Raw genomic sequence first — 26,813 nt, forward strand, 5'->3', positions numbered from 1 at the left:
GGTGCCCGGCCAGTAGCGGCCCAGGAGGTTGGCAGTATGATCCGCGAAGCATTGACGTTCGACGACGTTCTCCTGCTGCCTGCAGCATCCACGGTTCTGCCTACTCAAGCCGATACGCGCACACGCCTTACCCGCACGATCGATCTCGGCATTCCCATCATCTCCGCCGCCATGGATACCGTCACCGAGGCGCGTCTTGCCATCGCGATGGCGCAGGCCGGCGGCATCGGCGTTCTCCATCGCAATATGACGCCCGAGCAGCAGGCCGAGCAGGTCCGGCAGGTGAAGAAATTCGAGAGCGGCATGGTGGTGAACCCTGTCACCATCGAGCCGGATGCGACCCTTGCCGATGCCTTCGCCCTTATGGAACGTCATGGCATTACCGGCATTCCTGTCGTCGAGCCTTCCGGCCGCCTTGCTGGCATCCTCACCAATCGCGATGTCCGCTTCGCCAGCAACCCGGCCGAGCCTGTCCGCAACCTGATGACGAAAGAAGGTCTCATCACGGTCGCCGATGGCGTAAGCCAGGAAGAGGCGAAACGCCTCCTTCACAAGAACCGGATCGAAAAACTTCTTGTGGTGGACGAGGCCTATCGCTGCATCGGTCTCATTACGGTGAAGGACATCGAAAAGGCGCAGCTTCACCCGAATGCCGCGAAAGACGAGCAGGGCCGCCTTCGCGTGGCCGCCGCGACCACGGTTGGAGACGAAGGCTATGGGCGTTCCGAGGCGCTGATTGCCGCGGGTGCCGACGTTATTATCGTGGATACGGCGCATGGTCACTCGGCCCGCGTCGCCGAGGCGGTGACGCGCATCAAGAAGCTTTCCAACAAGACACAGGTGATCGCGGGCAACGTCGCGACTGCGAATGGCGCCATGTCGCTCATCGATGCAGGCGCGGACGCGATCAAGGTCGGCATCGGACCGGGCTCCATCTGCACCACGCGCATCGTTGCAGGCGTCGGCGTACCGCAGCTCACAGCCATCATGGATGTCGTCGAGGCGGCCCGGAAGGCCGACACACCGGTCATCGCCGATGGCGGTATCAAGTTTTCAGGCGACCTTGCCAAGGCGATTGCCGCGGGTGCGGACTGCGCAATGCTCGGCTCGCTCTTCGCAGGTACGGAAGAAAGCCCCGGTGAGGTGTTCCTTTTCCAGGGGCGTTCCTACAAGGCCTATCGCGGCATGGGGTCGGTGGGTGCGATGGCCATAGGCTCCGCCGACCGCTACTTCCAGCAGGATGTGAAAGATTCGCTGAAGCTCGTGCCGGAAGGCATCGAAGGTCAGGTGCCATACAAGGGCCCTGTGGGGGCGGTGATCCATCAGCTTGTGGGCGGCCTTCGGGCGGCCATGGGATATACCGGCAATGCGACCGTGAAGGACTTCCAGAAGAATGCCGAGTTCGTGCGCATTTCTTCTGCGAGCCTGCGTGAAAGTCATGTTCACGACGTTACGATCACGCGCGAAGCCCCCAACTACCCCGGCGGTGCGAGCTGACCGCCCGTCCGGTCGCGGGTGACGTGAAATGACACCCGGCGCACGTCTGCAATCTGCCATCGAGATCCTCAACGATATTTTCCAGAGCGGCCGCCCGGCGGATCGCATCGTGGAGAACTGGGGCCGGTCGAACCGCTATGCGGGCTCGAAAGATCGCAAAGCCATTTCAGAGCTTGTCTACACCGTCCTTCGCCGCCGGGCGGAGCTTGCCGCTGCCACGGGACATGAGGATGCCCGGCTTCTGGCTTTTGCCGCACACGCGCTGGTGAACGGCGAGGATATATCCTCGCTCGCCGATGGCGGTCGCCATGCGCCGGAGCCTCTGACCGAAGCGGAGAGGACGGTACTGACCACCGCCTCGCTGCCCGGTCCCGATGCCGCCCCGTGGGTACGCCTCAATTATCCCGAATGGCTCCATACCGAACTTGAGGCCGCCTTCGGCGATGCATTGGAGCGCGAGATGTCGGCGCTTATCGATCGCGCGCCGACAGACCTTCGTATCAACACACTGAAGACGAACAGGGAGAGCGCTCTCAAGTCGCTGGAGGAAGCGGGTCTAACAGCCGAGCTTTGTCCGTGGTCGCCCTGGGGGCTCCGGCTTACATCGCGTGGCAATCTGCCGGCCCTTGCGGTTTATCGCGAAGGTGCCGTCGAAATTCAGGATGAGGGCTCGCAGCTTGCCTGCTTGCTGACGGGCGTCAAGCCCGGCGAACAGGTTGTGGACCTCTGTGCGGGCGGCGGCGGCAAATCGCTCGCGCTCGCCGCCATGATGGGAAATCGCGGACAGATTTATGCCTGCGATACGGATGGCCGCCGCCTCGCGCCGCTTGAGCCGCGCGCTCAGCGTGCAGGCGTCCGCAACCTTCAAACGACCACCCTCGGGCCCTGGCATGCAGGCCAGCCGGACCCGGATCTTGCAGGCCTCGCCGCTCGCGCGGACTGTGTCCTTGTTGATGCGCCTTGCAGCGGTACCGGCGCATGGCGCCGCAGCCCCGATGCGCGCTGGAGTCTGGGCCCCGACATGCTGTCAGGCTATCGGGCAGCACAGGAGGAAGTGCTCTCTCGTGCAGCGGCGCTGGTCAGGCCCGGCGGACGGCTCGTCTATGTCACCTGTTCGCTTCTGCCCTCGGAGAATGAGCACCAGGTGGAGGCATTTCTCGCAGGTCATACCGGTTTCACCCCCTTGTCCTGGGCTGCTTTCTGGCCGGAAGGGGTGGCCCCCCCACCTGCGCCGCCCGGAAATTCGCTTCGCCTGAGCCCGGCCTCCACCGGTACGGATGGCTTTTTTGCTGCCATTCTTCGGAAGGAAGAGAACACATGACGCGGTGCGGCATCGGGCTTGACGGGTCGGGGCAAGGATGGTCTATCGAAGGTCTTTCCTCCCACGGGCCTGGATCGATGGCGGCCGTATTCTTCCAAAAAATCTCGCGTTTTGCGCTGTTGATCTGCTGGCTTCTTTCGGTGACGGCGCTGCTGCCGCTCGGAACGGCTTTGGCCGTCGATGCAAGGTCGCAAAGCGCCTCCCTGAGCCTCACGGAAAAGGGCATAGCGGCCGCACAGGCTGGCGACCTCGCCGCCGCGCGGCGTCTTCTTGAGGAGGCGATTGTCTCCAACCCCGCAAATGCCCGTGCCTATACCGAGCTTGCAGCTGTGCAGAACGCCGCGGGCAATCGCAAACTCGCCCGAAAATATTATGTAATCGCGCTTGCCATCGACCCTGTTTTTCCCGCCGCTCTGGCCGGGCTTGCCCGCCTGAACATCATGGCGGGAGACGAGGACGCCGCGAAGCTCTTGCTCGACAAACTTCGCTTTTCCTGCCCGGCCTGCACCGAAACCCGCGAAATCGAACGCGCGCTCGATGCCGGTTCATCTCCCTCGCCCGAAGTGAAACCAAATCCGTAGACGGAACATGACTGAAGACCGCATTCTCATCATCGATTTCGGCAGCCAGGTAACGCAGCTCATCGCGCGGCGTGTTCGCGAAAGCGGCGTCTATTGCGAGATCGTGCCCTTCAACAAGGTCGAGGAGATGTGGGAAGGGTTTGAGCCGAAAGGCGTCATTCTCTCCGGCAGTCCCGCCAGCGTCAGCCGTGAGAATTCTCCGCGCGCGCCGCAATTCGTCTTCGAGGCGGGGCTTCCCGTTCTCGGTATCTGCTACGGCCAGCAAACCATGACGTTGCAGCTCGGCGGCCAGGTCGAAGGCCATGACGAACGTGAATTCGGGCGCGCCTCCATCGAGGTGACCGAAGATACGCCGCTGCTCGAAGGGATCGCGCAGAAGGGGGAGACGGAACCTGTCTGGATGAGCCACGGGGATCGCGTGGTGTCCATTGCGCCGGGCTTCAAGGTTATGGCGCAGAGCCGGGGCGCGCCTTTCGCAGTCATTGCGGATGAGGAGCGCCGCTTCTATGGCGTACAGTTCCACCCGGAGGTGGTGCACACGCCGCGTGGCCGCGACATGTTGTGGAACTTCACGCATCGCATCTGCGGCTGCAGGGGCGACTGGACCATGGCCGCTTTCCGCGAAACGGAAATCGCCAAGGTCCGCGAGCAGGTGGGGTCTGGCAGGGTGATCTGCGGTCTTTCCGGCGGCGTGGATTCATCCGTTGTTGCCGTGCTGCTGCATGAGGCTATCGGCGACCAGCTTCAATGCGTCTTCGTCGATACGGGCATGATGCGCGCGGGCGAGGCCGAGCAGGTCGTCTCGCTCTTTCGCGATCACTACAATATTCCGCTCGTCTCGGTCGATGCGAGCGACCTTTTTCTCGGCAAGCTCGATGGTGTCACCGACCCCGAGCAGAAGCGCAAGATCATTGGCGCAACCTTCATCGACGTCTTCGAAACGGAGGCAAAAAAAGTCGGCGGTGCGGACTTTCTCGCTCAAGGCACGCTCTATCCAGATGTGATCGAAAGCGTCTCCTTCGCGGGCGGCCCTTCGGTCACAATCAAGAGCCATCACAATGTCGGCGGTTTGCCTGAGCGCATGAACATGAAGCTCGTCGAGCCGCTGCGCGAACTCTTCAAGGATGAAGTGCGCGATCTCGGCCGCGAACTGGGCCTGCCGGAGCAGTTTGTCGGCCGTCACCCGTTCCCCGGACCGGGCCTCGCGATCCGCGTGCCCGGCGAGATCACGCGCGACAGGCTTGAAATCCTTCGCAAGGCCGACACGATCTATCTGGAAGAAATCCGCGCAGCCGGTCTCTACGATCAGATATGGCAGGCTTTTGCCGTTCTGCTTCCCGTGCGTACCGTTGGCGTCATGGGCGATGAACGCACTTATGATTTCGTTTGCGCGCTGCGTGCCGTCACCTCGCTTGATGGCATGACGGCGGATTACTATCCGTTCTCACATGAGTTCCTCGGTCATGTGTCGACCCGCATCATCAACGAGGTGCGCGGCATCAACCGTGTCGTCTATGATGTGACCTCGAAGCCGCCCGGCACGATCGAGTGGGAATGAAGGAAAGCTCCTCCATGACAGCCAGCAAGCGCATCGTCCTTTCCAGCGACCATGCCGCTATCGGACTCCGGCAGGCTATTTCCGCTCATATCGCGGCGCAGGGCTGGGAGGTTGTCGACATCGGCCCGACGACGCCGGAAAGCACTCACTATCCGGAACACGGGGAAGCGGCGGCGCGGCGTGTCGCTTCCGGGGATTGCCGGTTTGGCATCATCCTCTGCGGTACCGGACAGGGCATCATGATGGCGGCGAACAAGGTAAAGGGCATACGTAGCGGCGTCTGCTCCGATACATTCTCGGCCCGTATGATCCGCCAGCACAATGACGCCAACATGCTCTCGCTCGGCGCGCGCGTGGTGGGCGAAGGCCTTGCGCTCGATATTGTCGATGCGTTTCTCTCCGCCAATTTCGAGGGTGGACGGCATTCGACGCGCGTGGAGATGATCGTGGCGCTGGAGGGATAGCTCGTTCGTTGTGGTCAGGCTACGGGGCGTCCGGCCTGGAAGACACGCTCAATGGCGTCTTCATCGCCAAGTGCGGCGATGTTTTCAAGCGGATTGATCCTTGTCAGGATTATGTCCGCTGCCGCGCCGGGGGCGAGCGTACCGATCTTGCCTTCCATGCCGCATAGCTTCGGGTTGACCACATACATGGACCGCAGGATCTCGGCAGGTGTTTCGGCTTCCGAACGGATGGCGAATTCGCGCCTTTGGCGGGCCTGGCTTTCGCCGATGAGGTCCGTACCCCAACCGAGCGTTACTCCCGCATCGCGTGCAATTTCCAGTGAGCGGAGGCCCGCCTCAAGCACTTTGCTGTTCTTGGCGAGGTTGGCTGCAGGAAAGCCCATCTTTCGTCCCAACAGGTCCATTGCTTCATAGGTCGAAAGCGTGGGCACCATGATGGCGCCATGGCGTGCGACGGCATTGGCGGAATCGCTGTCAATCATGTTGCCATGCTCGATCGTGTGGACGCCGTTTTCGACGGCCATCTTGATCGACTCCGCCGAATAGGCATGTGCCGCCACATAAGTCTGCCGGTGACGCGCCTCTTCGCAGGCGGCGGCGATCTCGGCCGGCGTGTACTGGACGGATTCCAGCGGATCGGCGGGTGAGGCTACACCCCCGGAAACATGTATCTTCAGGAAGTCTGATCCGTCGCGAAGATTATGGCGTGCGGCCTTGCGGACGGCGTCGGGACCGTCTGCGACGATGCCGAAAGCCGTGTGCCGCATCTCGCAGGCGCAAGCCGGAACGGGTCGGGGGCCGGATTCTGCATCGCCATGCCCGCCTGTCTGGGTGAGCATCCGTCCGGCGCGAAAGATGCGTGGCCCCTCGGCGATACCCGCCTTGATCGCGCGTATCAAGCCTTCGACATCGCCGCCCAGATCGCGGACCGTGGTGAAGCCCCGCTGAAGCGTTTCTGTTGCGAGCCGGGCCATCACGATGCCGAACTCGACTTCGGACCAGCGCTGAAGTTTTGCGAAATCGAGTGTTGCCAAGCGAAAATGGACATGGGCATCGATGAAGCCGGGAAGCATGAAACCTCCCTTTGCATCTATCTCGACTTCCCCCGTCGCATCTTCGCCGATCGCCACAACCTTGCCGGCCTCCGCGACCAAGGGCCCATCCTCGACGAATGCCATTTTATCGACGTCGAGCCGTCGCGCATTTCGTATGACAAGTCGCATCTTTTCCCCGTGACGTTCGCGTCATGAATGGCGCATCGGCGGCAAGCTGCCGAAACGCTCAGTCTCAGTGCAGACCCGCCGCCTTGTCGATGGCATCCTTGTCGCGCACGGCGCCCTTCGCCGCGCTGGTCGCGAAGGCGGCATAGGTCTTGAGCGCGGTGGAGACGGCACGCTTGCGGGGCTTCTCCGGCCGCCAGCCCTTTTTCTCCTGCTCGGCCCGGCGCTCCGCCAGTTCCTCGTCGCTCACCTTGAGGTGAATGCCGCGTCCCGGCACGTCGATCTCGATCATGTCGTCTTCGCGAACAAGGCCAATGACGCCGCCTTCCGCCGCTTCCGGCGAAGCATGGCCGATGGAAAGACCGGACGTGCCGCCAGAGAAGCGCCCATCGGTGATGAGCGCGCATTTCGCGCCGAGACCCTTCGACTTGAGATAGGAGGTCGGGTAGAGCATTTCCTGCATGCCGGGTCCGCCGCGCGGCCCCTCATAGCGAATGACGACCACATCGCCGGCCTTCACCCGATTGGTCAGGATCGCGCTCACCGCATCGTCCTGGCTCTCGAAAATGCGCGCCGGGCCAGTGAACTTCAGGATGCTGTCGTCGACGCCCGCTGTCTTCACCACGCAGCCATCAAGCGCGAGATTGCCGTAGAGAACGGCCAGCCCGCCATCCTTCGAGAAGGCGTGATCGGCTTCGCGAATGACCCCGCCTTCACGGTCGAGATCGAGGCTCTCCCATTGCCGGTTCTGGCTGAAGGCCGTCTGTGTCGGCACACCGCCGGGCGCGGCGAGGAAGAGAGCTTTCGCCGCATCGCTCGCCGTATTGCGCTTGATGTCCCATTCGTTGAGCGCGTCGCCCAGCGTTGCCGCATGGACCGTCGGCAGTCCCGTATGCAGCAACCCGCCCCGGTCGAGTTCGCCAAGGATCGACATGATGCCGCCCGCGCGATGCACATCTTCCATATGCACGTCCGCCTTGGAGGGGGCGACCTTGCAAAGCACGGGCACACGGCGCGACAGCCGGTCGATATCGGCCATGGTGAAGTCGATTTCGCCTTCATGCGCGGCGGCAAGAATGTGGAGCACCGTATTGGTCGAGCCGCCCATTGCGATGTCGAGCGACATCGCATTTTCGAAGGCTTCCTTCGTGGCGATGGAGCGCGGCAGAACGGACTGATCGTCCTCTTCATAGCACCGCTTCGCAAGACCGACGATCCGGCGGCCTGCTTCGAGGAAAAGCGCCTCGCGCGCGGCATGGGTCGCCAGCGTCGAGCCATTGCCGGGCAGGCTGAGGCCGAGGGCTTCGGTCAGGCAGTTCATCGAGTTCGCGGTGAACATGCCCGAGCATGAGCCGCAGGTCGGGCAGGCCGAGCGCTCGATTGTTTGCACTTCCGCGTCGCTATAGGTCTCGTCTGCCGCTGCCACCATGGCGTCGACAAGATCGAGCGCCTTGGTTTCGTCGCGGAGCACCACCTTGCCCGCTTCCATCGGTCCGCCGGAAACGAATATTGCCGGTATGTTCAGGCGCATCGCCGCATTCAGCATGCCAGGCGTGATCTTGTCGCAATTGGAGATACAGACCATCGCATCCGCGCAATGCGCGTTGACCATGTATTCCACGCTGTCGGCGATGATTTCGCGCGATGGCAGAGAATAGAGCATGCCGTCATGCCCCATTGCGATGCCGTCATCGACGGCGATGGTGTTGAATTCCTTGGCAACGCCGCCTGCCGCTTCGATCTCGCGCGCAACGAGCTGACCGAGATCCTTCAGATGCACATGCCCCGGCACGAACTGGGTGAAGGAATTCACCACAGCGATGATCGGCTTGCCGAAATCGCCGTCTTTCATGCCAGTGGCCCGCCACAGGCCGCGTGCGCCGGCCATATTGCGGCCATGGGTCGTCGTGCGTGAGCGATAGCTGCTCATGATGATCTCGTCCTTTGGTGGTCGTGCTCCGCTGATCGGGAACCGGGAGAATAGTGAGTCGTGCCCCGTGCGTCGAATGCCCGTCCGTTAAATGGGGGGCAGGCAAGCCGGAATGAAGGGATTAGAGATAAAACGCCCGTTCCGTCAATAGCTTGGCGTGGAGCTTGACTGGGCAGGGCTCGCAAATTAATGCCCTCAGCCCTTTGACGGCGCCAAAATATATTGATATCAAAATAAAAATCGAAACGGGTTTTGCAGGGAGGAGTGCGCGATGCCGCAGAACAGGGTTGTTTCCCGCGAGGAGTGGCTGGTGGCGCGCAGGGCGCTTGTGGAGAAGGAGAAGGCGGAGACGCGTTTGCGCGATGAAATTGCTGCTTCCCGCGCCGCGCTTCCGTGGGTGAAGGTCGAAAAGGACTATGTTTTCGAAACGCCGGATGGACCGAAATCGCTCGCCGGTCTGTTTGCCGGTCGCAGTCAGCTTATCGTCTACCACTTCATGCTCGGGCCGGGCTGGGAGGCAGGCTGCCTCGGCTGTTCCTTTATTGCCGACCATCTCGACGGCACGTTGCCTCACCTCAATAATCACGACGTGACGCTGTTCGCTGTTTCGCGCGCGCCGCTCGCCGAAATCGAACGCTACAAAACCCGCATGGGATGGAAGTTTCCCTGGGTGTCGTCCGGCGGCAGCGATTTCAATTTCGACTACCACGTCTCCTTCACGTCGGAAGAACTCGCCGGTGAAGATGTTTTCTACAACTTCGAGAAACTTCCCTCCTCAAAGGCAATGGACGAACTGCCGGGCCTCAGCGCCTTCTATCGCAATGAGAAGGGCGAGGTGTTTCACACCTATTCGACCTATGCCCGGGGACCGGAAACATTGCTCGGTACCTACATGATCCTCGATCTCGCGCCGCTTGGCCGCAACGAGGATGGGCCGATGGGCTGGATGCGCCGTCACGATGAATACGAAGCGAAGCCATCGGCTGGTTGCTGCGGTTCCGTTGCCTGATTTCTGAAATGAACTGGGGAATATTCGTGCTCAAGTTCCTGCTGATCGTCATGGTCGCAATCATCGTCATCGTCGTCGTGCTTCTCGTCTATGCCTCGACACGACCGGACAGGTTCCGCATCGAGCGTTCCGTCCGTAGCGATGCGCCTGCATCGCAGATATATCCGCACCTCATGGATTTTCATGCATGGCGCGCTTGGTCGCCTTATGAAAGGCGCGACCCGCATATGTCGCGCGTCTATGGCGGTGCGGAAAAAGGTGTCGGCGCAACCTACGCCTGGGAAGGCAACAGCAATGTCGGCAGCGGAAGCATGGAAATACTGGAGGCGAATGAACCTTCGCGTCTCGTCATCGACCTCAATTTCACGGCGCCGATGAAGGCGCGCAACATCGCAATCTTCACGTTGGCACCGGAAGAAAATGGTACGCGCGTCACCTGGGCGATGGAAGGCGAGGCAAATCTCGTCGCCAAGACGATGCAGATATTCATGGTCATGGACAAAATGGTCGGTCCCGATTTCGAGACCGGCCTCGCGACATTGAAATCCGAAGTAGAAGAGAGGTAGAGGAAGCGAGATGACAGAGCCAAACAGGTTCCGCTGGTACGAACTCATGACGTCCGACACAGAGGCGGCAGGTGCCTTCTACAGCCATGTCGTTGGCTGGAAGACGGAGCCGGTCGGCACGGATGCCAATCCCTATACCTGCTTCACCGTGAACGATATCGGCATCGGTGGCATGATGGCCATCCCCGAGGAAGAATGCGATCGCGCGAGCCCCGGCTGGATCGGTTACGTCGCCGTTGACGATGTTGATGCCTATGCGGAAAAGGTGAAGCGGGCCGGCGGTATGGTTTTCCGCGAACCGGCGGATATTCCGGGCGTACTCCGCTTTGCCGTCGTCGCGGACACGGCGGGCGCGCCTTTTGTTGTCTTTCGCGGCAAAGGCGACGACATGCCGGAAATCGCACCGGGAACGCAAGGAGCCATCGGCTGGCATGAACTCTATGGTGGTGAGGTCGACACGGCCTTTCCCTTCTATTCGGGCCTTTTCGGCTGGACGAAGGACGAGGCCATGCCGATGGACGACATGGGCGTATACCAGCTCTTCGCGACGGGCGGTGAGCCCGTCGGCGCGATGATGAAGATGCAGGAGGGTGGCCCCGGCCCCCAATGGAACTTCTATTTCTGCGTGGATGATATCGATGCCGCCATGGCGCGCATCGGCGAGAAGGGCGGCTCCGTCACAATGGGGCCGCATCAGGTGCCAGGCGACGCCTGGATCGTACAGGCGCTCGATCCGCAGGGCGCATCCTTCGCGCTTGTTGGCGCTCGCCCCTGAGGCCTACGCCGCGCGGACGAGGATTTCGCCGATCTGCACGGCGTTGAGCGCCGCCCCCTTCAGGAGCTGGTCGCCCGCGACGAACATCGCGATCGACCGGCCCGAAGGGTCCGATATGTCCTGCCGGATACGGCCGACGAGAATATCGTCCTGGCCGGAAGCATCCTTCGGCATCGGGAAATAGTTCTCGGCGAGATCGTCCACGATTTTCACGCCCGGCGCCCCGGAAAGAATTTCGCGCACCTGCGCCGGGGTAATCGGCTTTTCGCATTCGAAGTCGAGCGCCTCGGAATGCGCCCGCAAGACCGGCACCCGCACACAGGTCGCCGTCACGCGAATGTCCGGGTCAGCGAAGATCTTTTTCGTCTCCTTCACCATCTTCAGCTCTTCCTCGTTGTAGCCCGTCTCCGGGTCGATGTTCGAGTTGTGGCTGAACACATTGAAGGGGTAGGGATGCGGAATGATCTTCTGCTCGAAGGGCTCGCCATCGAGGAAGGCGCGCGTCGCCTGTTCCAGTTCTTCCATCGCCGCCGCGCCCGCGCCCGAGGCCGCCTGATAGGTTGCCGCGACAAGCCGCTTCACCGGATTCACTTTGTGGATCGGCCAGAGTGGCGTGATCGCGATGATGGTCGAGCAGTTCGGATTGGCGATGATGCCCTTGTGCTGGAAGGCGGCTTCCGGGTTGATCTCCGGAATGACCAGCGGCACATCCGGGTCCATGCGATAGGCCGACGAATTGTCGATCATCACCGCGCCCGCATCGGTCACCGCCTTGGCAAACTTCTTCGAGATGCTGCCGCCTGCCGAAAAGAACGCGATGTCCACGCCCTTGAAGCTCTCTTCCGTCAGTTCCTCGACGAGAATGTCCTCTCCCCGGAATTTCATCGTCTTGCCGGCCGAGCGCGCGCTGGCGAGCAGCTTCAGTTCCTTTACCGGGAAGTTGCGTTCTTCCAGACAGCGGATCATCTCGACGCCCACGGCGCCGGTCGCGCCCGCTATGGCGATGACGGGATTGGCATTCATGTCGGGTACTCCGGATCGAGCCACAGACAGTTGGACGGCTCGTTTATTGCGCCGTGCCTATAACAGCGCCGCCGGGCTCCGGCAAGAGGCGGTTCATTCCTGCCGGAAGCCTGCCACGATCTCCGAAATGCGCTTGAAGAAATGAAGGCCCTGGGCGATTTCCTCATCGCTCATATGGTCGATGATCCGCTGCACATAGGCCTCGCCGCCCGCCATCATCTTCTTCATATGGGTCTCGCCCTTGGGCGTGAGGCGAACGATCTTTTCGCGCGCCGAGCGCGGGTCTTCCACGAGCTGTACCAGTTCGAGCGGCGGCATCGCCATGCCGCGAAGCGCTTTGGTGATCGCAGCACCCGAGATTTCGAACCAGCTTTCCAGCGAGCGCTCAATGGCCTTGCGGTTCATCTCCCGGCCCTCGCGGCCTTCCGAATGGATGAGCCAGAGCATCGCCACCTGATGACGGTTGAGCATGCCGCCGCGCAGCGCGTCCTCAACTCCGATCCCCGCCTGATAGTGGATTGGATAGTAATATTCGAGAAAAAGCAGCGCCGCATCGGGGATGGCCGATTTCCGCCTGGCCTTTGTCTCACTCATCTTTTTCGTCGTCACACTGCCTCCTCGGCGGGCGCTCACTCCTCTGCGCCCGAATCCTGCGCTCATTCTAGGCCCTGCCGCGCCATCCATCATCGGTTAAACAATTTACAAAAGAAACAATTTCTGAAATAAATAATAAGCGCGTGGAGGCGCGCATCGCACAAAGAGGGAGGATTTCATGCAGAACGTCTGGCTTGCCGGTGAGCAGGAGGCGGAGGCGCTTGTGGCCGCCTTGCCGCGCGGGGATACCATCGCCGCTCCCTATTCGCTCTACGAGCGGCTTCGGCCTTTCGCTCCGGTCTATGGCTATCGCGATTACCCGCCGGGGACGGTGCCGGAGGCTGACGAACCCGTCACCGCCTGGGTACTTCTCGACTACGATCAGGTCTCGGCGGCCGCGCGCGACCACCGGGTTTTTTCCTCGCGCGATCCGCTCCAGGAACAGTCTTCCGCACCGACCCTGATGCTCGTCAATCATGACAATCCCGAGCACGACCGCCTTCGCGGCATCGTCAATCTCGCTTTTTCCCGCCGCCGCATCGAGGAAATGGAGCCCGGTGTCCGTGCTGTCGTGGGCGGCATGGTCGCGGAAATCGGAACGGGCGACGTCGAGGTGATGGAGGCGCTCGCGTCGCGTATTCCCGCGCAGGTCATGGTCGGGCTGCTCGGCCTGCCCGAAGAGATCGTGGACCGCTTTCGCAACTGGGCGACCGCCTTCATGCTCTCGGCTGATCTGCGCCCCGCCGAGCGCGAGGCGAGCAACGCCGAACTCGTCGGCTATTTCATCGAAACCGTCGGCGAGGTCGACCGCCGGATGAAGGCCGGAAAATGTGTACCGGATTCGCTCATCAAGGCACTGCTGAAGGCGGAGGCCGACGGCGAAAAGCTGACGCTCGATGAAGTCATCCGCTTCTGCATCACGCTCGTGGTGGCGGGCGCTGAAACGACGACCTTTCTGCTCGGCAATCTCATGCACAATCTGGCCATCATGCCGGAGCTTCGAGCGCGTCTTGCAGAGAACCGTTCCTTTGTTGGTGCCTTCATCGACGAAAGCCTGCGTCATGGCGGCCCGCCGCAGCGCCTCTTCCGCGTCGCGACACAGGACATCGAGATCGGTGGCAAGCTCATCAGGCAGGGCGAATGGGTCGCGCTCTTCTTCGCTGCCGCCAATCACGATCCGGCCATGTTCCCGGACCCCGAAACCTTCGACATCACCCGGCCGAACCTCAACAAGCAGCTCACCTTCGGCGTCGGCATTCATCATTGTCTCGGTTCGGCTCTCGCGCGCATGGAGGGCAGGGCGCTCATCGAGGCGATCCTCGACCGTATGGGTAATGTTTCGCTCGGTCATGAAGCACCAAGGCCGCAGCGCGCCAGCCTTCTCAATCACGGTCTAGACCGGCTCACGCTTCGCTTCGAGCCGCGCATGAAGGGAGCAGCCGAATGAACATTTCGCAGAAAATCGGGGACACAGAAATCGAACGCAACCTCGCGGCCACGAAGAAACTCTTCGCTGCCTTCGGCGCAAAGGACATTCCGGGCATCGTGAAATTTCTCCACCCGGAAATTATCATCGAGTTCTATGGCCCGCCGGTCATTCCCTATGCGGGTATCTATCGCGGTCCCGAGAAGTGCCGTGGTTTCTTCGAGCGGGTGCTTTCCTCGGTCGAGGTATGCCAGTTCGACGCCGAAGAATTCATCTCCGAGCGGGACAAGGTGGTCGTGACCGGCCACTTGAACCTCACGGCGATTGCGACAGGCCGGACCATCGACTCCGACTTTGTGCATGTCATCACTCTGAAAGACGGCAAATGGCTTCGCTTCCGCGATTTCATGAACACGGCCGTCGCTGTCGCCGCTTTCTCGTAAGGGCGGGAAGGGGTAGTCTCCCGGTCGGAATATTGACCGGGAGACGAGATGCTGAAGAAAACGGGATTTGCCCTTGTTCTCGCTGGCCTGCTGGCAGCGCCGCTGCCGGCGGGTGCGGACGCGATTGGCGACAATAACATCTGCTACGAAAAATTCGCCACGGCCGACTACAAGGGCGCGATCCGCTATTGCACCAGCGCCATCGACTCCGGCGAACTCTCCGACCCGGACCTGATCGCCGCCCTCATCAATCGTGGTGTCGCCTACAAGACGACGGAGCAATATGAGCTCGCGATCGGCGACTATACGCGCGCGCTCCGCATCGCACCGAAGGATCCGCTCCTCTACCAGAACCGTGCAAATGCGCTGCGCGCGATGGGCGACTACGATGCCGCATTGAGTGACATCCAGAAGTCGATTGACCTCGACCCGAAAAGCGCGGGCGCGTGGTATGTGCGCGGCGCTATCGCCGAAGCGCGCGGCAATTCAGGCGATGCCCGCAAATATTACATGACGGCCTTGAGCCTCGAGCCCGAGAACAAGGTCTACCGCGGAAAAATTCTGGGGAACGGTTCGCGATGACAGCGCGTCTCGACGTTGTAAAGACAATTGGCGAAGCCTATCGCGGCGCCTGGGAACATCTCGGCGAGATGGTGCGCCTCATCTGGCTTCCGGGCCTGCTCTATCTCGGACTTTCTATCGCCAGCGTCTTCGTTGATATCGAGGAACAGCGTGTGGCCGCCGTTCTGATCAATCTGGCCTCGCTTTTTCTCTGGCCCGTCATCGCCGTTGCCTGGCATCGCTTCATTCTTCTTGGCGATGCACCGTCCGGCCATTTCCACATCGCCTTTGGCCGCCGCGAGGCGCGCTATCTCGTGGTTTCCGTCTTTCTGACGCTGCTTTTTGTGCCGGGTTTTGTGCTCAGTGTGGCGCCCGCCTTCATGCCGGCCAATATGACCGCCTCGCTCGTGAGCTTCCTCGGCGTCATTCTCATCATGGTGGGCATCTATTTCATGGCCCGGCTGACCCTTCTCCTGCCTGCGGTCTCCGTGGGCGATCCGATAAATCCGCGTCTCGTACTTGAGCGCACGAGAGGAAATTTCTGGCGTCTCGTTCTGGTCTTCGCCGCCGTCGTCCTGCCCATGCTCATAGTTGCCCTGCTTGTCGGCGCGCTGCTCGAAGGCAGCTTCGCCATGCGCCTTGTTGCAGTCGGCATATTGAGCCTCGTGCTCATCTTCTTTGCCCTTGTGAACATCGCCATTCTCTCCATCGCCTATCGCGAGCTGATAGGCCCGGCCGGAACGCAGGCGCCCGACAATGGTGATTACTGACCCCTTTCCGGGTTGCTCCCGCGGCCTCCCCCGCTAAAGTAAAAGCGCCGTTCCGGGGAGGAGCGCTGTCGATTCCTTGGGGGAAGAAAGTCATGAGAAAGCTGCCGGTCTTTCGTTCCGTGAGCGAGGTCTTCTCGGGCGTCACGAGGCACTATTTCGAATTGATCGGCGTCGCCGCCTTGCCGCTCCTTGCCATGCTGACAGTGATGGTAATCGGCGGCGCCTTGCTCTGGCAGTCCGATCTCGCACATTGGTATATGGAGATGCTCAGGCAGCCGGTGGGCAGCACTGCGCAAACGGTTCCGCCGGTAAGTGGCGGTTCCGGCCTTCTGATTGTTATTCTCGTCATCGTGGTGATGCTCCTCTTTGCGGCCTGCGCCGTTCGCTGGCATCGCTTTGTTCTCCTTGGCGAGCGGCCGGGGGCGAGCGGTGCCCCCCTTGCCATCTGGCGCGGTGAGGATGGCCGCTATGTCATCACCATTCTCAAACTCTCATTGGTTATGATCTTCGCCATGATCCCGGTTGTGGCCGGTAGCGCCATTGCGGGTTATCTGGCGAAAGGAGGCGAGGGCTCCGGTCCGGGCGCGTTGGGGGCGGTCCTGTTCCTCGGTGTTTTCTTTCTTCTGATGCTGCTTTTCGTGCGGATTTCAATTGCCCTGCCAGACGCGGCCCTTGGCGGCCGCGGCTCCGTTCGCGCAACCTTTGATCGGACAGAGGGGAACAGTTGGCGGCTGCTGGGCTACAACGTCCTGGTGCAGCTCGCCCTCATGGTCGTGAGCCTGATCTACAGCCTGATCGCGGGGCTTGTTCTTATGAGCGTGTTCGCCGACAGCACGAACGGTGCTGCAATGCTCACTTCAGCCCTGCTCAATATTCCGATCTATCTCTATTCATCGATGATCGGCGTCACCATGCTCTCCGTCGCCTATCGCGAGATTGTCGGTCTGCCGGGCGGGGAGGGCGCGCCAGCCGCTGCGGAGCCCGCCTCCGCGCTCTGATTGCGCTTTGGCCCCGATTTAGGTAGGGTCCGCCCATAAGGATCAGCAAAGGCGCTGGGAGGCGCCTAAAGGGTTGTTATGTAAGCCCTTTTCGCCGCGGCATCCGGCCGCCATCGCAAAGTCCCGCGCGAATGCCCATTTAGATGGGGCAGCTTCGTGCGGCTCCTGACAAGGGATGATCCGAATGTCCGTTCACTCGAAGATCAAGCGCATCACCGTGCCGGAAATCCGTGCGCGCAAGGGCGGCGAGCCCATCGTCTCGCTCACGGCCTATCACGCGCATACGGCCCGCTACGTCGATCCCTACGTCGATTTCCTGCTCGTGGGCGACAGCCTCGGCATGGTCATGTACGGCATGGAGACGACGCTGGGCGTCACCCTCGACATGATGATCGCGCATGGCTCCGCCGTGGTCCGCGGCACCGAGCGCGCCCTCGTCGTGGTCGATATGCCCTTCGGCTCCTATGAAGAAAGCCCCGAGGTCGCCTTCCGCAATGCCGTCCGCGTCATGAAGGAAACGGGCTGCGCTGCCGTGAAAATGGAAGGCGGCGCCCGCCTTGCGCCGACCATCCGCTATCTGGTCGACCGCGGCATTCCCGTCATGGCCCATATCGGCCTCACCCCGCAAAGTGTGCAGGTCATGGGCGGTTTCAAGGCGCAGGGCCGCGAAACCGGCGAATGGGCCTCCATCGAGGCCGATGCGCAGGCGGTTTCGGAAGCCGGTGCCTTCGCCGTCGTCGTGGAGGGTGTGGCCGAGCCTCTCGCGGCCAAAATCACCGCCCAGATCGACATTCCGACCATCGGAATCGGTGCTTCGCCTGAATGCGACGGCCAGATTCTGGTACTTGAGGATATGCTGGGCCTCTCGCCCAAGCCGCCGAAATTCGTCCGCGAGTTCGCCACATTGGGGGCTCAGATCGCCGGCGCGGCGGAAGCCTATGCCCGCGCCGTGCGGGATCGCAGCTTTCCTGCGGCCGAACACACCTACAGCATGAAAAAGCAAAACAGCTCAAACAATTGAGAACTTTGCCGCGGGGCCTTCGGGCCCCGCAACGCTGTTTGCCAATAGGCCCTGACCGGGCTATTTTGCGCCGCCTGCAGGGGGCAGGCGCCGGGCGCCTTGCCTGTGCCCATAGCATTCTCCGCGGAGTATTCTTGTGACCGATCTCTTTCGCGAAGTCGAAGAAGACCTTCGCCGCGAGCAGTTCAGCAAACTTTGGGAAAAATACGGAACCTGGGTCATTGGCCTTGCCGTAGCCATCGTGCTCATAACGGCCGCTTTCGTTGGCTGGCGCGCCTGGGTCCATTCGACCCGGGTTGCGGATTCGGCGGCCTATAATGCCGTTGTGAAGGAAACCGCCGATGCCGCACCCGCCGAGGCTGCCGAAGCCTTTGCCGGGCTCGCCGCTGAAATGGGTGGCGGCTACGAGACGCTGGCCCTCTTGCGCGAGGCCGATATTCGTCTTGCGGTAGGCGAGGCGGATGCCGCCCGCGCGATTTACGAGCAGGTCTCGAACGATGGCGGCGTGCCCTCCATCATCCGTGGCCTTGCCGCGATCAAGGCAGGTCTCCTCGTTGTCGATACTGCAAGCCATGACGACATGAAAGCGCGCATGGCACCCTATACCTCCGGCGATTCGCCTTGGCAGGGTTACGCGCTGGAGCTTGTTGCCCTGTCAGCCCTGAAGGCCGGCGAGTGGCAGACGGCTGACACCAGCGTCAAGCAGATCATCGCCAATCAGGCGACGCCTCCCGGCCTGCGCGACCGCGCGCATGTCATGCAGGCGCTGATTGCGCCCAATCTGCCGCGCATTGTGGAGCCGGCCGCGGCGGAAGAAGCGCCGTCCGAGACCCCCCGGGACACATCCGAAGACGACATTCAAGAGACCACACCGGAAGCCCCGGCAGCCCCGGCAGAGACGGAGTAATGGCGATGACGACGGAATTCATGTCGGTTGCGGCGCGCAAAAGCGGAACCCTCCTGCGCGTGGCGATGGTCGCTCTCGCTTTCGGCTCGCTGGCGGGCTGCGATAGCGTGACGGGTATTTTCACATCCGAAGACAAGACGGTGCTGCCCGGCAAACGTCTCTCGGTCATGGAGCTTGGTTCGACCCTCGAGGTAGACCCCGCCATCGCCGATGAACTCGTCATCCTGCCCAAGCCTTACGCGAACGCGGACTGGCCGCAGCCCGGCGGTGCCACTGACAACGCGAATTACCACCTTGCGGCCCCCGGCCCGCTGGATCGCCTCTGGTCGGTCAATGCCGGCGCAGGCTCCGGCCGCGTCGCTCAGCTCACCGCTTCGCCCGTCATTGCGGATGGCAAGATATTCGTTCTCGATGCCGAGTCGACCGTCCATGCCTTCGACCAGAAGACCGGCAAACGGCTCTGGGAAACAGATCTCGTGCCTGAAGGTGAAGATGCCGATGAAGGCCGGGGCGGCGGTGTCGCCTTCGACAATGGCAAGATTTTCGCTGTGACCGGCTTCGGCACCGGCCACGGGCTCGACGCGGGCAGCGGCGCCGTCGTCTGGACGCAGAGCCTCGGTGAGCCTTTCCGCTCTGCGCCCACCGCCAATGGCGGCCGCGTCTTTGCTGTCACGGCGGACAACCAGACCATCGCCTTCGCGCAGGAAACGGGCGAGGTGCTCTGGCGTCATCGCGGCATCGTGGAAAGCGCGGGCATCCTCGGTTCGCCGAGCCCCGCCGTTGCAGGCTCCGTCGTCATCTCTCCCTATTCCTCGGGTGAACTCGTGGCGCTGCGCGTCGCGAACGGCACGCCGGTATGGTCGGATTCGCTGACGCGCACCGGAACACTGACCTCGCTCAGCGAACTGAACGACATTGCGGGCCGTCCCGTCATCGATCGTGACCGGGTCTTCGCGGTCAGCCATTCGGGCCGCATGGTCTCCATTGACCTGCGCACCGGCGAGCGGGCCTGGACGCGTGATATCGGCGGCGTGCAGACGCCTTGGGTTGCGGGTGACTATCTCTTCCTCATCACCAATTCGCAGGAACTGCTTGCAATCTCGCGCCGCGATGGCCGCATCCGCTGGATCACGCCCATGCCTCGCTGGGAAGACCCGGATGACAGGGAAGACCCGATCGTCTGGTCCGGCCCTGTGCTTGTGAGCGATCGTCTCGTCCTTGTTTCGTCCAATGGCGATGCGACCTCCGTCTCGCCCTATACCGGCGAAATTCTTGGCCGCATCGACCTGCCGGACGATGTGCTGATTGCGCCGGTTGTCGCCGGCGAAACGCTCTATATTCTGACGGACTCAGCCTCGCTCATCGCGTTGAAGTAAGGGGCGGCTTTCGCGGCCCGCGAAGAGCATGAGCCCTCGTAAAACGGCATGAGAAGGGCCGCATAAAGTGTCATTCAAGGTCGCCATTGTTGGACGGCCCAATGTCGGCAAGTCCACCCTGTTCAACAGGCTCGTGGGCCGAAAGCTCGCATTGGTTGACGATACGCCGGGTGTCACGCGCGACCGGCGTGAGGGCGATGCGCAGCTCGGCGATCTCTTTTTCACCGTCATCGACACGGCGGGCCTCGAAGAGGCGAGCGGCGACAGCCTTGAGGCGCGCATGCGCCGCCAGACAGAGCTTGCCGTCGCCGAGGCGGACGTCTGCCTCTTCCTCATCGACGCGCGCGCGGGCGTGACCCCGCTCGACAGCCGCTTTTCCCAGATCCTCCGCAAATCGCCGACGCCGGTCATCCTTGCTGCCAACAAGTGTGAGGGCGGGGCCGGCCAGTCGGGCCGCATGGAGGCCTACGAGCTGGGCCTCGGCGCGCCCCTGCCGCTTTCCGCCGAACATGGCGAAGGCCTCTCTGACCTCTACGATGCGCTGGCCGAGTTCGCGAAGGGGCTGGAGGAGAGCGAGGCCGAACAGGCGCTTGACGATGCGCTGGCCGAGGAAGCCGAAGTCGCCGAAGGCTTCGATCCCGACGCCCCCTACGAGCCGGACCTCGAAGCGCCGCTCCGCATCGCCTTTGTCGGCCGCCCGAATGTCGGCAAGTCGACCCTCGTGAACCAGCTGCTTGGCGAAGACCGGATGTTGACCGGCCCCGAAGCCGGCATCACGCGCGACAGCATCGGCATCGAATGGGAGTGGCGCGGCCGTCGCGTGAAGCTCTGGGACACGGCAGGTATGCGCCGCCGCGCCCGGGTGACCGCGAAGCTCGAAAAGCTTTCCGTCGCCGATACGCTCCGCGCTGTCCGCTTTGCCGAAGTTGCCGTCGTCCTCCTTGATGCGACGCAGGCCTTCGAGCGTCAGGATCTGCACATCGCCGATCTCGTCGAGCAGGAAGGCCGCGGCCTCATCATCGCCGTGAATAAATGGGACCGCGTCGAGGAGCCGCAGGAAGTGCTGCGTATGCTCAAGGAAGAGCTGGAGCGTCTTCTGCCGCAGATCCGCGGTGTGCCCATCGTCACCTTCTCCGCCTTGACGGGCAGGGGCGTGGACAAGCTCATGCCCGCGATCGAGCGTGTCCATACCTTGTGGAATGCACGTGTGCCGACGGCGCGCCTCAACCGCTGGCTGACGGAGGCCGTTTCCCGTCACCAGCCGCCCGCCGCGAAGGGCCGCCCGGTAAACCTCAAATATATGTCGCAGGTGAAGTCTCGTCCGCCGACTTTCGCTGTCTTCTCCAGCCGCGCCGACGACGTGCCGACCTCCTACCGCCGCTATCTCGTGAACGCACTGCGCGAAACCTTCGATCTGCCCGGCGTGCCCATCCGTCTTTTCATGCGCAAGGGCAAGAACCCCTACGCCGGAAAGAAGAAGCGGAACAACTGAAGCTCAGTCTTCGGCGAGAAGCTTCTCGACGGCCGACGTCATCTGCTTGACGTCATAGGGCTTCGGCACGAGCACCGAACGATCGAGTTTTTCCGCGCCCGGAACCATCGAATGCCCGGTCGCGAAGACGATTGGCATATCCGGGTGAAGCGCCCGCGCCTGCTCGGCAAGTTCCACGCCCGTCATGTCGGGAAGGCCTACATCCGCGATCAGCACATCGTGCGGCGCGCTGTTGAGATGCGCCAGAGCTTCCTTGCCGCTCCCCGCTTCGCTCACTTTGTAGCCCGCGTTCTCCAGCATCTCCGTCGTGCTCATGCGGATAAGCATGTCATCCTCGCAAAGGAGAATACTGCGCACCGCCGTTGGGCTGGCCGGCCGCGCCGGTGCTTCTTTGCGCGGGCCCAGAATTTGCCGCAGCTTTCGCGCCAGTGCTTCCTTCGTATAGGGCTTGGATAGAAGGTCCACGCCCGCGTCGAGCCGCCCGCCATGCACGATGGCATTTTCCGTGTACCCCGAAGTGAAGAGCACACCGAGACCGGGCAGGCGATCCTGCGCCTTCTTTGCAAGCTCGATGCTCCTCAGCGGGCCGGGCATCACGACATCGGTAAACAGAAGGTCGATGTGAACGCCGCTCTCGATAACCGTGAGCGCGCTTGCCGCGTCTTTCGCCGTCAGCACCCTGTAGCCAAGGTCTTCCAGCATATCGATCACAATCGAACGCACGGAATCGTCATCTTCCGCGACGAGAACGGTCTCGTCGCCGCCAGAGACCGGCGTGCTGCGGTTCGCAGGCAAAAGGTCTTCCTTCTCCATGCTGCGCGGTAGGTAAAGTTTCACCGTCGTACCCTGGCCGGGCTCGCTATAAACTTTCACATGGCCGCCCGACTGCTTGACGAAGCCATAGACCATCGAGAGCCCGAGGCCGGTGCCCTTTCCCTGCGGCTTGGTGGAGAAGAATGGCTCGAAAACCTGCGGCAGCACATCCGTCTCGATGCCGCAGCCCGTATCCGTCACGGCAAGCACCACATATTGCCCGCGCGAAATTTCCGGGTGATTGACGAGATATTCGTCATCGAGAAAGGCGTTGCCGGTTTCGATGGTGAGCTTGCCGGTCTCGTTCATCGCGTCGCGCGCATTGATGGCGAGGTTCAGCACGGCATTTTCGAGCTGGCCCGGATCGACAAGCGTATTCCACAGCCCGCCCGAAACCATCGTCTCCACTTCGACGCCGTCGCCGATGGTTCGCCTGAGCATGTCGCCCATGCCGGTCACGAGGCGCCCGGCATTCACGACCTTCGGTTCGAGCGCCTGGCGGCGGCCGAAGGCGAGAAGCTGGCTGGCGAGCCGTGCGCCGCGGCTGACAGCCTCCAGCGCATTTCCGACGCGCATTTCCGCGCGCTCATTGCCCGCGACATCGCGCGTCAGCAGTTGCAGATTACCCGATACCACTTGCAGCAGATTGTTGAAGTCGTGGGCGACACCACCGGTGAGCTTGCCGATGGCCTCCATCTTCTGTGCCTGCCGGAGCGCGTCTTCAGCCTTCGAACGCTGGGATATCTCTTCGCTTACGCGCTGTTCGAGTGTGACATTCAGCGCCTGCTGCGCCTCTTCCGCGCGGCGCGCCTCCGTCACGTCGACATTGACGCCGATCATGCCTTCGAATTCGCCATGCCGCCCGAAGCGGGGCTGGGCCGAGGTGTTGATGATGCGATAGGCCCCGTCCGTCCGGCGAAAACGAACTTCGACGGAGAAGGGCTCATTCTTCTTCATCGCCTTTGCGAATGACTGGTTCAGCGTTTCCCTGTCCTCGGGATGTACCGTCTCCATCCAGTCGAAATCCGGCACTTCGTCGGGCGTCACGCCCCAGAACCGGCGAAGCCCCGCGTTAAGATAGACGCATCTTCCTCCCGTATCGCCCATCCACAGTTTCACCGGCGCGCTTTCGGCAAGAAGACGGAAACGCTCCTCGCTTTCGCGCAATGCGTTCTCGCCGAGTTTCTGCTCGGTCACGTCGTGGCCTTGCACGAAAATGCCGCGTGTCTCGCCTTCATCGCCGATCACCGGCTGAAAAAGGAAGTCGAGAAAGCGTTCTTCGGGCGCCGCGCCCGGCTGCCGTTGCAGCGCCACGCGAATGCCGCGCCCGACATAGCGCTCTCCGGTCGTGTAGACCCGGTCGAGCAATTCGATGAAGCCTTGCTCGACGATTTCCGGCAGCACTTCCGCCACTGGCTTGCCGAGCGCATCCCTGTGTCCGATGAGTTGCATATAGGCGGCGTTGACCATGGCGAAGCTGTGCTTCTCGCCGGTCAGGATCGCCATGAAGCCCGGCGCCTGCTCGAACATGCTGCGCAGCGTTTCGAAACCTTTTTCGAGCTGCTTTTCCGCGCGAATGCGGCGCGTCGTCTCCACCACGATGGCGATCACGCCGGCCGGGTTGCCGTCATCGTCAGGAATGGGGGAATAGTCGAGATTGAACCAGGCCTGCTCCGGCGCACCGTGCCGCTTGATCGTCAGTTCCTGGTCGCGATAGGCAAGGTTCCCGCCCGCCAGTCCGGTCTCGATCACATGCCGGTTGAAATCGGCAATCTCCGGCCAGCCGTCCAGTACCTTCGATCCAAGAAGCGTGGGGTGCCGTCCGCCTGCGACTTCGGCATAGCCATCATTATAAAGCATCACGCCGTCCGGCCCCCACAGGATAGCGATCGGTACGGGCGAACGCAGCGCCACGCTTAAAGTGGATTTGAGGCTTTGCGGCCAGCTTTCGATGGGGCCGAGCGATGTCGTGGACCAGTCGAACGCCGCGATCAGGGCACTTGTCGCCCCGCTCTCCGGCAGGAACGAATAGCTGTCCCCGCGCCCCTCTTGTTTCCCCCCAGCCATATCCCTCGGTCTCGCTCTCTTCGCCGCCGCATTGCGGGGGAGCTTACAGTCAGATCGATGCGGGAGTAAGTGCCCCTGAAGGAACGGAAAGACAGGAGGGAAGTTCCCTCTGGAACTAGGCCTTCACCTTGGCATATTCGATGATCTCGCCGTGGCGGGTGCAGGAGGGCAGGGCGAGTTCGATGAACAGCGGAACGAGGTCGGCGGGCTTGGTCAGCGTCGTCGGATCTTCGCCCGGCATGGCCTTCTTGCGCATCGCGGTGCGCGTCGGGCCGGGGCTGATCGAGTTCACGCGGATCGGCGACTTCTCGATTTCCGCCGCCCAGGTCTTCATCATCGCGTCGAGCGCCGCCTTGGTGATCGAATAGCCGCCCCAATAGGGCTTGCATTTATGTGCCGCGCCGGAGGTCACGAAGATCGCGCGCCCCGCATCGGAGCGCTTCAGCAGCGGCTCGAAGGAGCGGATCATCCGCCAGTTCGCGGTCACGTTGACGGCGAGCGTCTTTTCCCAGTCCTTCGGTTCCATGTGGCTGAGCGGCGTCAGCGTGCCGAGCATGCCGGCATTGCCGACGAACACGTCGAGCTTGCCCCAGCGTTCGAAGATCGTCGCGCCGAGCCGGTCGATGGCGGGCAGGTCCGTCAGGTCGAAGGGAACCAGCGTCGCCTTGCCGCCGACCTTGCGGATTTCGTCGTCCACTTCCTCAAGTCCGCCGACGGTGCGCGCAACGAGGATCACATGCGCGCCTTCGGCCGCCATGCCAAGCGCCACCGCGCGCCCGATGCCGCGCGATGCGCCGGTGATGACCGCAATGCGATCCTGCAAACGTCCGCTCATTCAAGGAATCCCGTCAGGCGATTTCGGCGAGAAGCGATAGCTGCCTTGTCCGCTGTTCGCCGTCGCGGTCGACCAGCAGCGTCGGATAGTCGCCGGTGAAACAATGATCCGTGAGCTGCGGGTGCTGATCGTCGCGATGGTTGAATCCCATCGCGCGGTAGAGCCCGTCCACGGAGATGAAGGCAAGGCTGTCGACGCCGATATAGGCGCGCATACCTTCGAGATCGTAGTTGGAGGCGAGAAGCTGTTCGCGCTCCGGCGTGTCGATGCCATAGAAGTCGGGATGCGTGATCGGCGGGCTTGCCACGCGCAGATGCACTTCCTTCGCGCCCGCCTCATACATCATCTTCACGATCTTGATCGAGGTCGTGCCGCGCACCACGCTGTCATCGACGAGGATGATCCGCTTGCCTTCCACGATGGCGCGGTTCGCATTGTGCTTGAGCTTCACGCCGAGCTGACGGATATGCTGTGTCGGCTCGATGAAGGTCCGGCCCACATAATGATTGCGGATAATGCCGAGCTCGAAGGGTACGCCGCTTTCCGCCGCATAGCCGATGGCGGCGGGTACGCCCGAGTCCGGCACCGGGATCACGACATCGGCCTCCACGCCGGATTCCTGCGCGAGTTCCTGGCCGAGCCGCTTGCGTACATTATAGACGCTCTTGCCGCCCACGATGCTGTCCGGCCGCGCGAAATAGATATATTCGAACACGCAAGGCCGCACCGCCTGCTCGGGGAAGGGGCGGATGGACTCGATCTTGATCTCGCCATCCTCGCGTGTGCAGAGAACGATTTCGCCGGGCTCCACTTCGCGCACGAAGTTTGCGCCGATAATGTCGAGCGCCACCGTCTCCGAGGCAAGGATCGGCGCTCCCTGAAGTTCGCCCAGCACCAGCGGACGAATGCCCAGCGGGTCGCGCGCGCCGATCAGTTTCTTGTTGGTCAGCGCCACCAGCGCATAGGCGCCCTGGATTTGGGCAAGCGCGTCCACGAAACGCTCCATCACGCGCGGCTTCCGGCTCCGCGCGACAAGCTGCAGGATCGTTTCCGTGTCGGAGGTCGACTGGAAGATCGCGCCGTCGCGCACGAGGTCGTTGCGCAGCGTGATCGCGTTGGTGAAGTTGCCGTTATGGGCGACCGCGAAGCCGCCGCCCCAGAGGTCGGCGAACAGCGGCTGCACGTTGCGCAGGATCGTTTCACCCGTCGTCGAATAGCGCACATGGCCGATGGCCATTTCGCCCTGCAACCTGTCGATCATCTTGGCGGACGAAAAGTGGTCGCCGACAAGGCCAAGCCGGCGCTCCGAATGGAAGTGCTCACCATCATAGGCGACGATGCCCGCCGCCTCCTGTCCGCGATGCTGGAGCGCATGAAGGCCGAGCGCGGTCAGCGCCGCCGCATCGGGATGCCCGAATATGCCGAAGACGCCGCATTCCTCACGCAGCTTGTCGTCGTGCAATTCATTGTCGCTGAGGGTAAGACGTTCGTCCGCCGGTTTTCGCGCCGTTGAGGGCGCGGAGAGAGCGAGCTGCATCTGGTCGGACATCGCTGGGACTCCAGAAA

24 protein-coding genes are annotated in these 26,813 nt (G+C 62.2%); 17 read left to right on the top strand and 7 right to left on the bottom strand.

Annotated features, from left to right (window positions below; genetic code table 11):
* Positions 1 to 36 precede the first annotated feature (36 nt).
* Genes guaB through rpiB form a run of 5 tightly spaced genes read left to right on the top strand, consistent with a single transcriptional unit; the run spans position 37 to position 5,421 of the window.
* A complete protein-coding gene (guaB, locus tag ABJO61_RS02485; protein WP_348324664.1) occupies positions 37 to 1,497 on the top strand; it encodes an IMP dehydrogenase in 1,461 nt (486 codons plus the stop codon).
* Positions 1,498 to 1,525: 28 nt separating this feature from the next.
* Positions 1,526 to 2,818 (top strand): RsmB/NOP family class I SAM-dependent RNA methyltransferase, encoded by a 1,293-nt coding sequence (locus ABJO61_RS02490; RefSeq protein ID WP_348324666.1) that lies wholly within the window; start codon positions 1,526 to 1,528, stop codon positions 2,816 to 2,818.
* Positions 2,815 to 3,399 carry a hypothetical protein gene (locus tag ABJO61_RS02495; RefSeq protein WP_348324668.1) on the top strand — a complete coding sequence of 195 codons (585 nt, stop codon included), beginning with the start codon at positions 2,815 to 2,817 and terminating at the stop codon, positions 3,397 to 3,399. The genes ABJO61_RS02490 and ABJO61_RS02495 overlap by 4 nt, the downstream gene beginning before the upstream one ends.
* A 7-nt stretch (positions 3,400 to 3,406) precedes the next feature.
* Positions 3,407 to 4,957, top strand: coding sequence for a glutamine-hydrolyzing GMP synthase (gene guaA, locus ABJO61_RS02500; protein ID WP_348324670.1), 1,551 nt, complete (start codon positions 3,407 to 3,409; stop codon positions 4,955 to 4,957).
* A gap of 14 nt (positions 4,958 to 4,971) precedes the next feature.
* Entirely contained in the window at positions 4,972 to 5,421 is a 450-nt protein-coding gene (gene rpiB / locus ABJO61_RS02505) for a ribose 5-phosphate isomerase B (protein ID WP_348324672.1), read from the top strand.
* A gap of 14 nt (positions 5,422 to 5,435) precedes the next feature.
* Here rpiB and ABJO61_RS02510 read toward each other — a convergent pair whose 3' ends face one another.
* Both ABJO61_RS02510 and ilvD read right to left on the bottom strand, forming a co-directional pair.
* A complete protein-coding gene (locus ABJO61_RS02510; RefSeq protein WP_348324674.1) occupies positions 5,436 to 6,644 on the bottom strand; it encodes an amidohydrolase family protein in 1,209 nt (402 codons plus the stop codon).
* A 64-nt stretch (positions 6,645 to 6,708) separates the two neighbouring features.
* Complete coding sequence (ilvD, locus tag ABJO61_RS02515) at positions 6,709 to 8,571, bottom strand: dihydroxy-acid dehydratase (RefSeq protein WP_348324676.1); 1,863 nt, start codon at positions 8,569 to 8,571, stop codon at positions 6,709 to 6,711.
* A gap of 271 nt (positions 8,572 to 8,842) precedes the next feature.
* Here ilvD and ABJO61_RS02520 point away from each other — a divergent pair, with 271 nt between their 5' ends.
* The 3 genes from ABJO61_RS02520 to ABJO61_RS02530 are packed head-to-tail and all read left to right on the top strand — an operon-like array spanning position 8,843 to position 10,921.
* Positions 8,843 to 9,580: a thioredoxin family protein gene (locus tag ABJO61_RS02520; protein WP_348324678.1), complete on the top strand. Its 738-nt coding sequence runs from the start codon at positions 8,843 to 8,845 to the stop codon at positions 9,578 to 9,580.
* Positions 9,581 to 9,588: 8 nt separating this feature from the next.
* Positions 9,589 to 10,146, top strand: coding sequence for an SRPBCC family protein (locus tag ABJO61_RS02525; protein ID WP_348324680.1), 558 nt, complete (start codon positions 9,589 to 9,591; stop codon positions 10,144 to 10,146).
* 10 nt (positions 10,147 to 10,156) lie between these two features.
* Positions 10,157 to 10,921: a VOC family protein gene (locus ABJO61_RS02530; protein ID WP_348324682.1), complete on the top strand. Its 765-nt coding sequence runs from the start codon at positions 10,157 to 10,159 to the stop codon at positions 10,919 to 10,921.
* Between the two features lie 3 nt (positions 10,922 to 10,924).
* On the opposite strand, the gene ABJO61_RS02535 is transcribed toward ABJO61_RS02530, so the two are convergent.
* Together ABJO61_RS02535 and ABJO61_RS02540 are read right to left on the bottom strand one after the other, a co-directional pair.
* Positions 10,925 to 11,944: an aspartate-semialdehyde dehydrogenase gene (locus ABJO61_RS02535; RefSeq protein ID WP_348324684.1), complete on the bottom strand. Its 1,020-nt coding sequence runs from the start codon at positions 11,942 to 11,944 to the stop codon at positions 10,925 to 10,927.
* 93 nt (positions 11,945 to 12,037) lie between these two features.
* Positions 12,038 to 12,553, bottom strand: a complete 516-nt coding sequence (locus tag ABJO61_RS02540; protein WP_348324686.1) for a hypothetical protein — start codon at positions 12,551 to 12,553, stop codon at positions 12,038 to 12,040.
* Positions 12,554 to 12,716: 163 nt separating this feature from the next.
* Between ABJO61_RS02540 and ABJO61_RS02545 the strand changes: the two genes are divergently transcribed.
* The 9 genes from ABJO61_RS02545 to der all read left to right on the top strand — a co-directional run bounded on the left by ABJO61_RS02545 (position 12,717) and on the right by der (position 21,532).
* Positions 12,717 to 13,985 carry a cytochrome P450 gene (locus ABJO61_RS02545; RefSeq protein WP_348331006.1) on the top strand — a complete coding sequence of 423 codons (1,269 nt, stop codon included), beginning with the start codon at positions 12,717 to 12,719 and terminating at the stop codon, positions 13,983 to 13,985.
* The gene (locus ABJO61_RS02550) at positions 13,982 to 14,407 is read left to right on the top strand and encodes a nuclear transport factor 2 family protein (protein ID WP_348326920.1); all 426 of its coding nucleotides are present in this window, start codon (positions 13,982 to 13,984) and stop codon (positions 14,405 to 14,407) included. The genes ABJO61_RS02545 and ABJO61_RS02550 overlap by 4 nt, the downstream gene beginning before the upstream one ends.
* Before the next feature lie 48 nt (positions 14,408 to 14,455).
* The gene (locus tag ABJO61_RS02555; protein ID WP_348326923.1) at positions 14,456 to 14,989 is read left to right on the top strand and encodes a tetratricopeptide repeat protein; all 534 of its coding nucleotides are present in this window, start codon (positions 14,456 to 14,458) and stop codon (positions 14,987 to 14,989) included.
* A complete protein-coding gene (locus ABJO61_RS02560) occupies positions 14,986 to 15,738 on the top strand; it encodes a hypothetical protein (protein WP_348326926.1) in 753 nt (250 codons plus the stop codon). The genes ABJO61_RS02555 and ABJO61_RS02560 overlap by 4 nt, the downstream gene beginning before the upstream one ends.
* A 92-nt stretch (positions 15,739 to 15,830) precedes the next feature.
* Positions 15,831 to 16,736, top strand: coding sequence for a hypothetical protein (locus tag ABJO61_RS02565; RefSeq protein ID WP_348326929.1), 906 nt, complete (start codon positions 15,831 to 15,833; stop codon positions 16,734 to 16,736).
* A gap of 184 nt (positions 16,737 to 16,920) precedes the next feature.
* Positions 16,921 to 17,757, top strand: coding sequence for a 3-methyl-2-oxobutanoate hydroxymethyltransferase (gene panB / locus ABJO61_RS02570; protein WP_348326932.1), 837 nt, complete (start codon positions 16,921 to 16,923; stop codon positions 17,755 to 17,757).
* Between the two features lie 136 nt (positions 17,758 to 17,893).
* Positions 17,894 to 18,664: a tetratricopeptide repeat protein gene (locus ABJO61_RS02575; RefSeq protein ID WP_348326940.1), complete on the top strand. Its 771-nt coding sequence runs from the start codon at positions 17,894 to 17,896 to the stop codon at positions 18,662 to 18,664.
* A complete protein-coding gene (locus ABJO61_RS02580; RefSeq protein ID WP_348326943.1) occupies positions 18,664 to 20,040 on the top strand; it encodes a PQQ-binding-like beta-propeller repeat protein in 1,377 nt (458 codons plus the stop codon). The genes ABJO61_RS02575 and ABJO61_RS02580 overlap by 1 nt, the downstream gene beginning before the upstream one ends.
* 67 nt (positions 20,041 to 20,107) lie before the next feature.
* Entirely contained in the window at positions 20,108 to 21,532 is a 1,425-nt protein-coding gene (gene der, locus ABJO61_RS02585) for a ribosome biogenesis GTPase Der (protein ID WP_348326946.1), read from the top strand.
* Between the two features lie 3 nt (positions 21,533 to 21,535).
* Here der and ABJO61_RS02590 read toward each other — a convergent pair whose 3' ends face one another.
* From ABJO61_RS02590 to purF, 3 genes are all read right to left on the bottom strand, one after another.
* Positions 21,536 to 24,412, bottom strand: coding sequence for a PAS domain S-box protein (locus ABJO61_RS02590; protein WP_348326949.1), 2,877 nt, complete (start codon positions 24,410 to 24,412; stop codon positions 21,536 to 21,538).
* Between the two features lie 115 nt (positions 24,413 to 24,527).
* The gene (locus tag ABJO61_RS02595; RefSeq protein WP_348326952.1) at positions 24,528 to 25,247 is read right to left on the bottom strand and encodes an SDR family NAD(P)-dependent oxidoreductase; all 720 of its coding nucleotides are present in this window, start codon (positions 25,245 to 25,247) and stop codon (positions 24,528 to 24,530) included.
* 13 nt (positions 25,248 to 25,260) lie between these two features.
* Positions 25,261 to 26,784, bottom strand: a complete 1,524-nt coding sequence (purF, locus tag ABJO61_RS02600) for an amidophosphoribosyltransferase (RefSeq protein ID WP_348327107.1) — start codon at positions 26,782 to 26,784, stop codon at positions 25,261 to 25,263.
* Positions 26,785 to 26,813: the final 29 nt, after the last annotated feature.

It is taken from the genome of Parvibaculum sp. (assembly GCF_039973015.1).
GTDB lineage: Bacteria > Pseudomonadota > Alphaproteobacteria > Parvibaculales > Parvibaculaceae > Parvibaculum.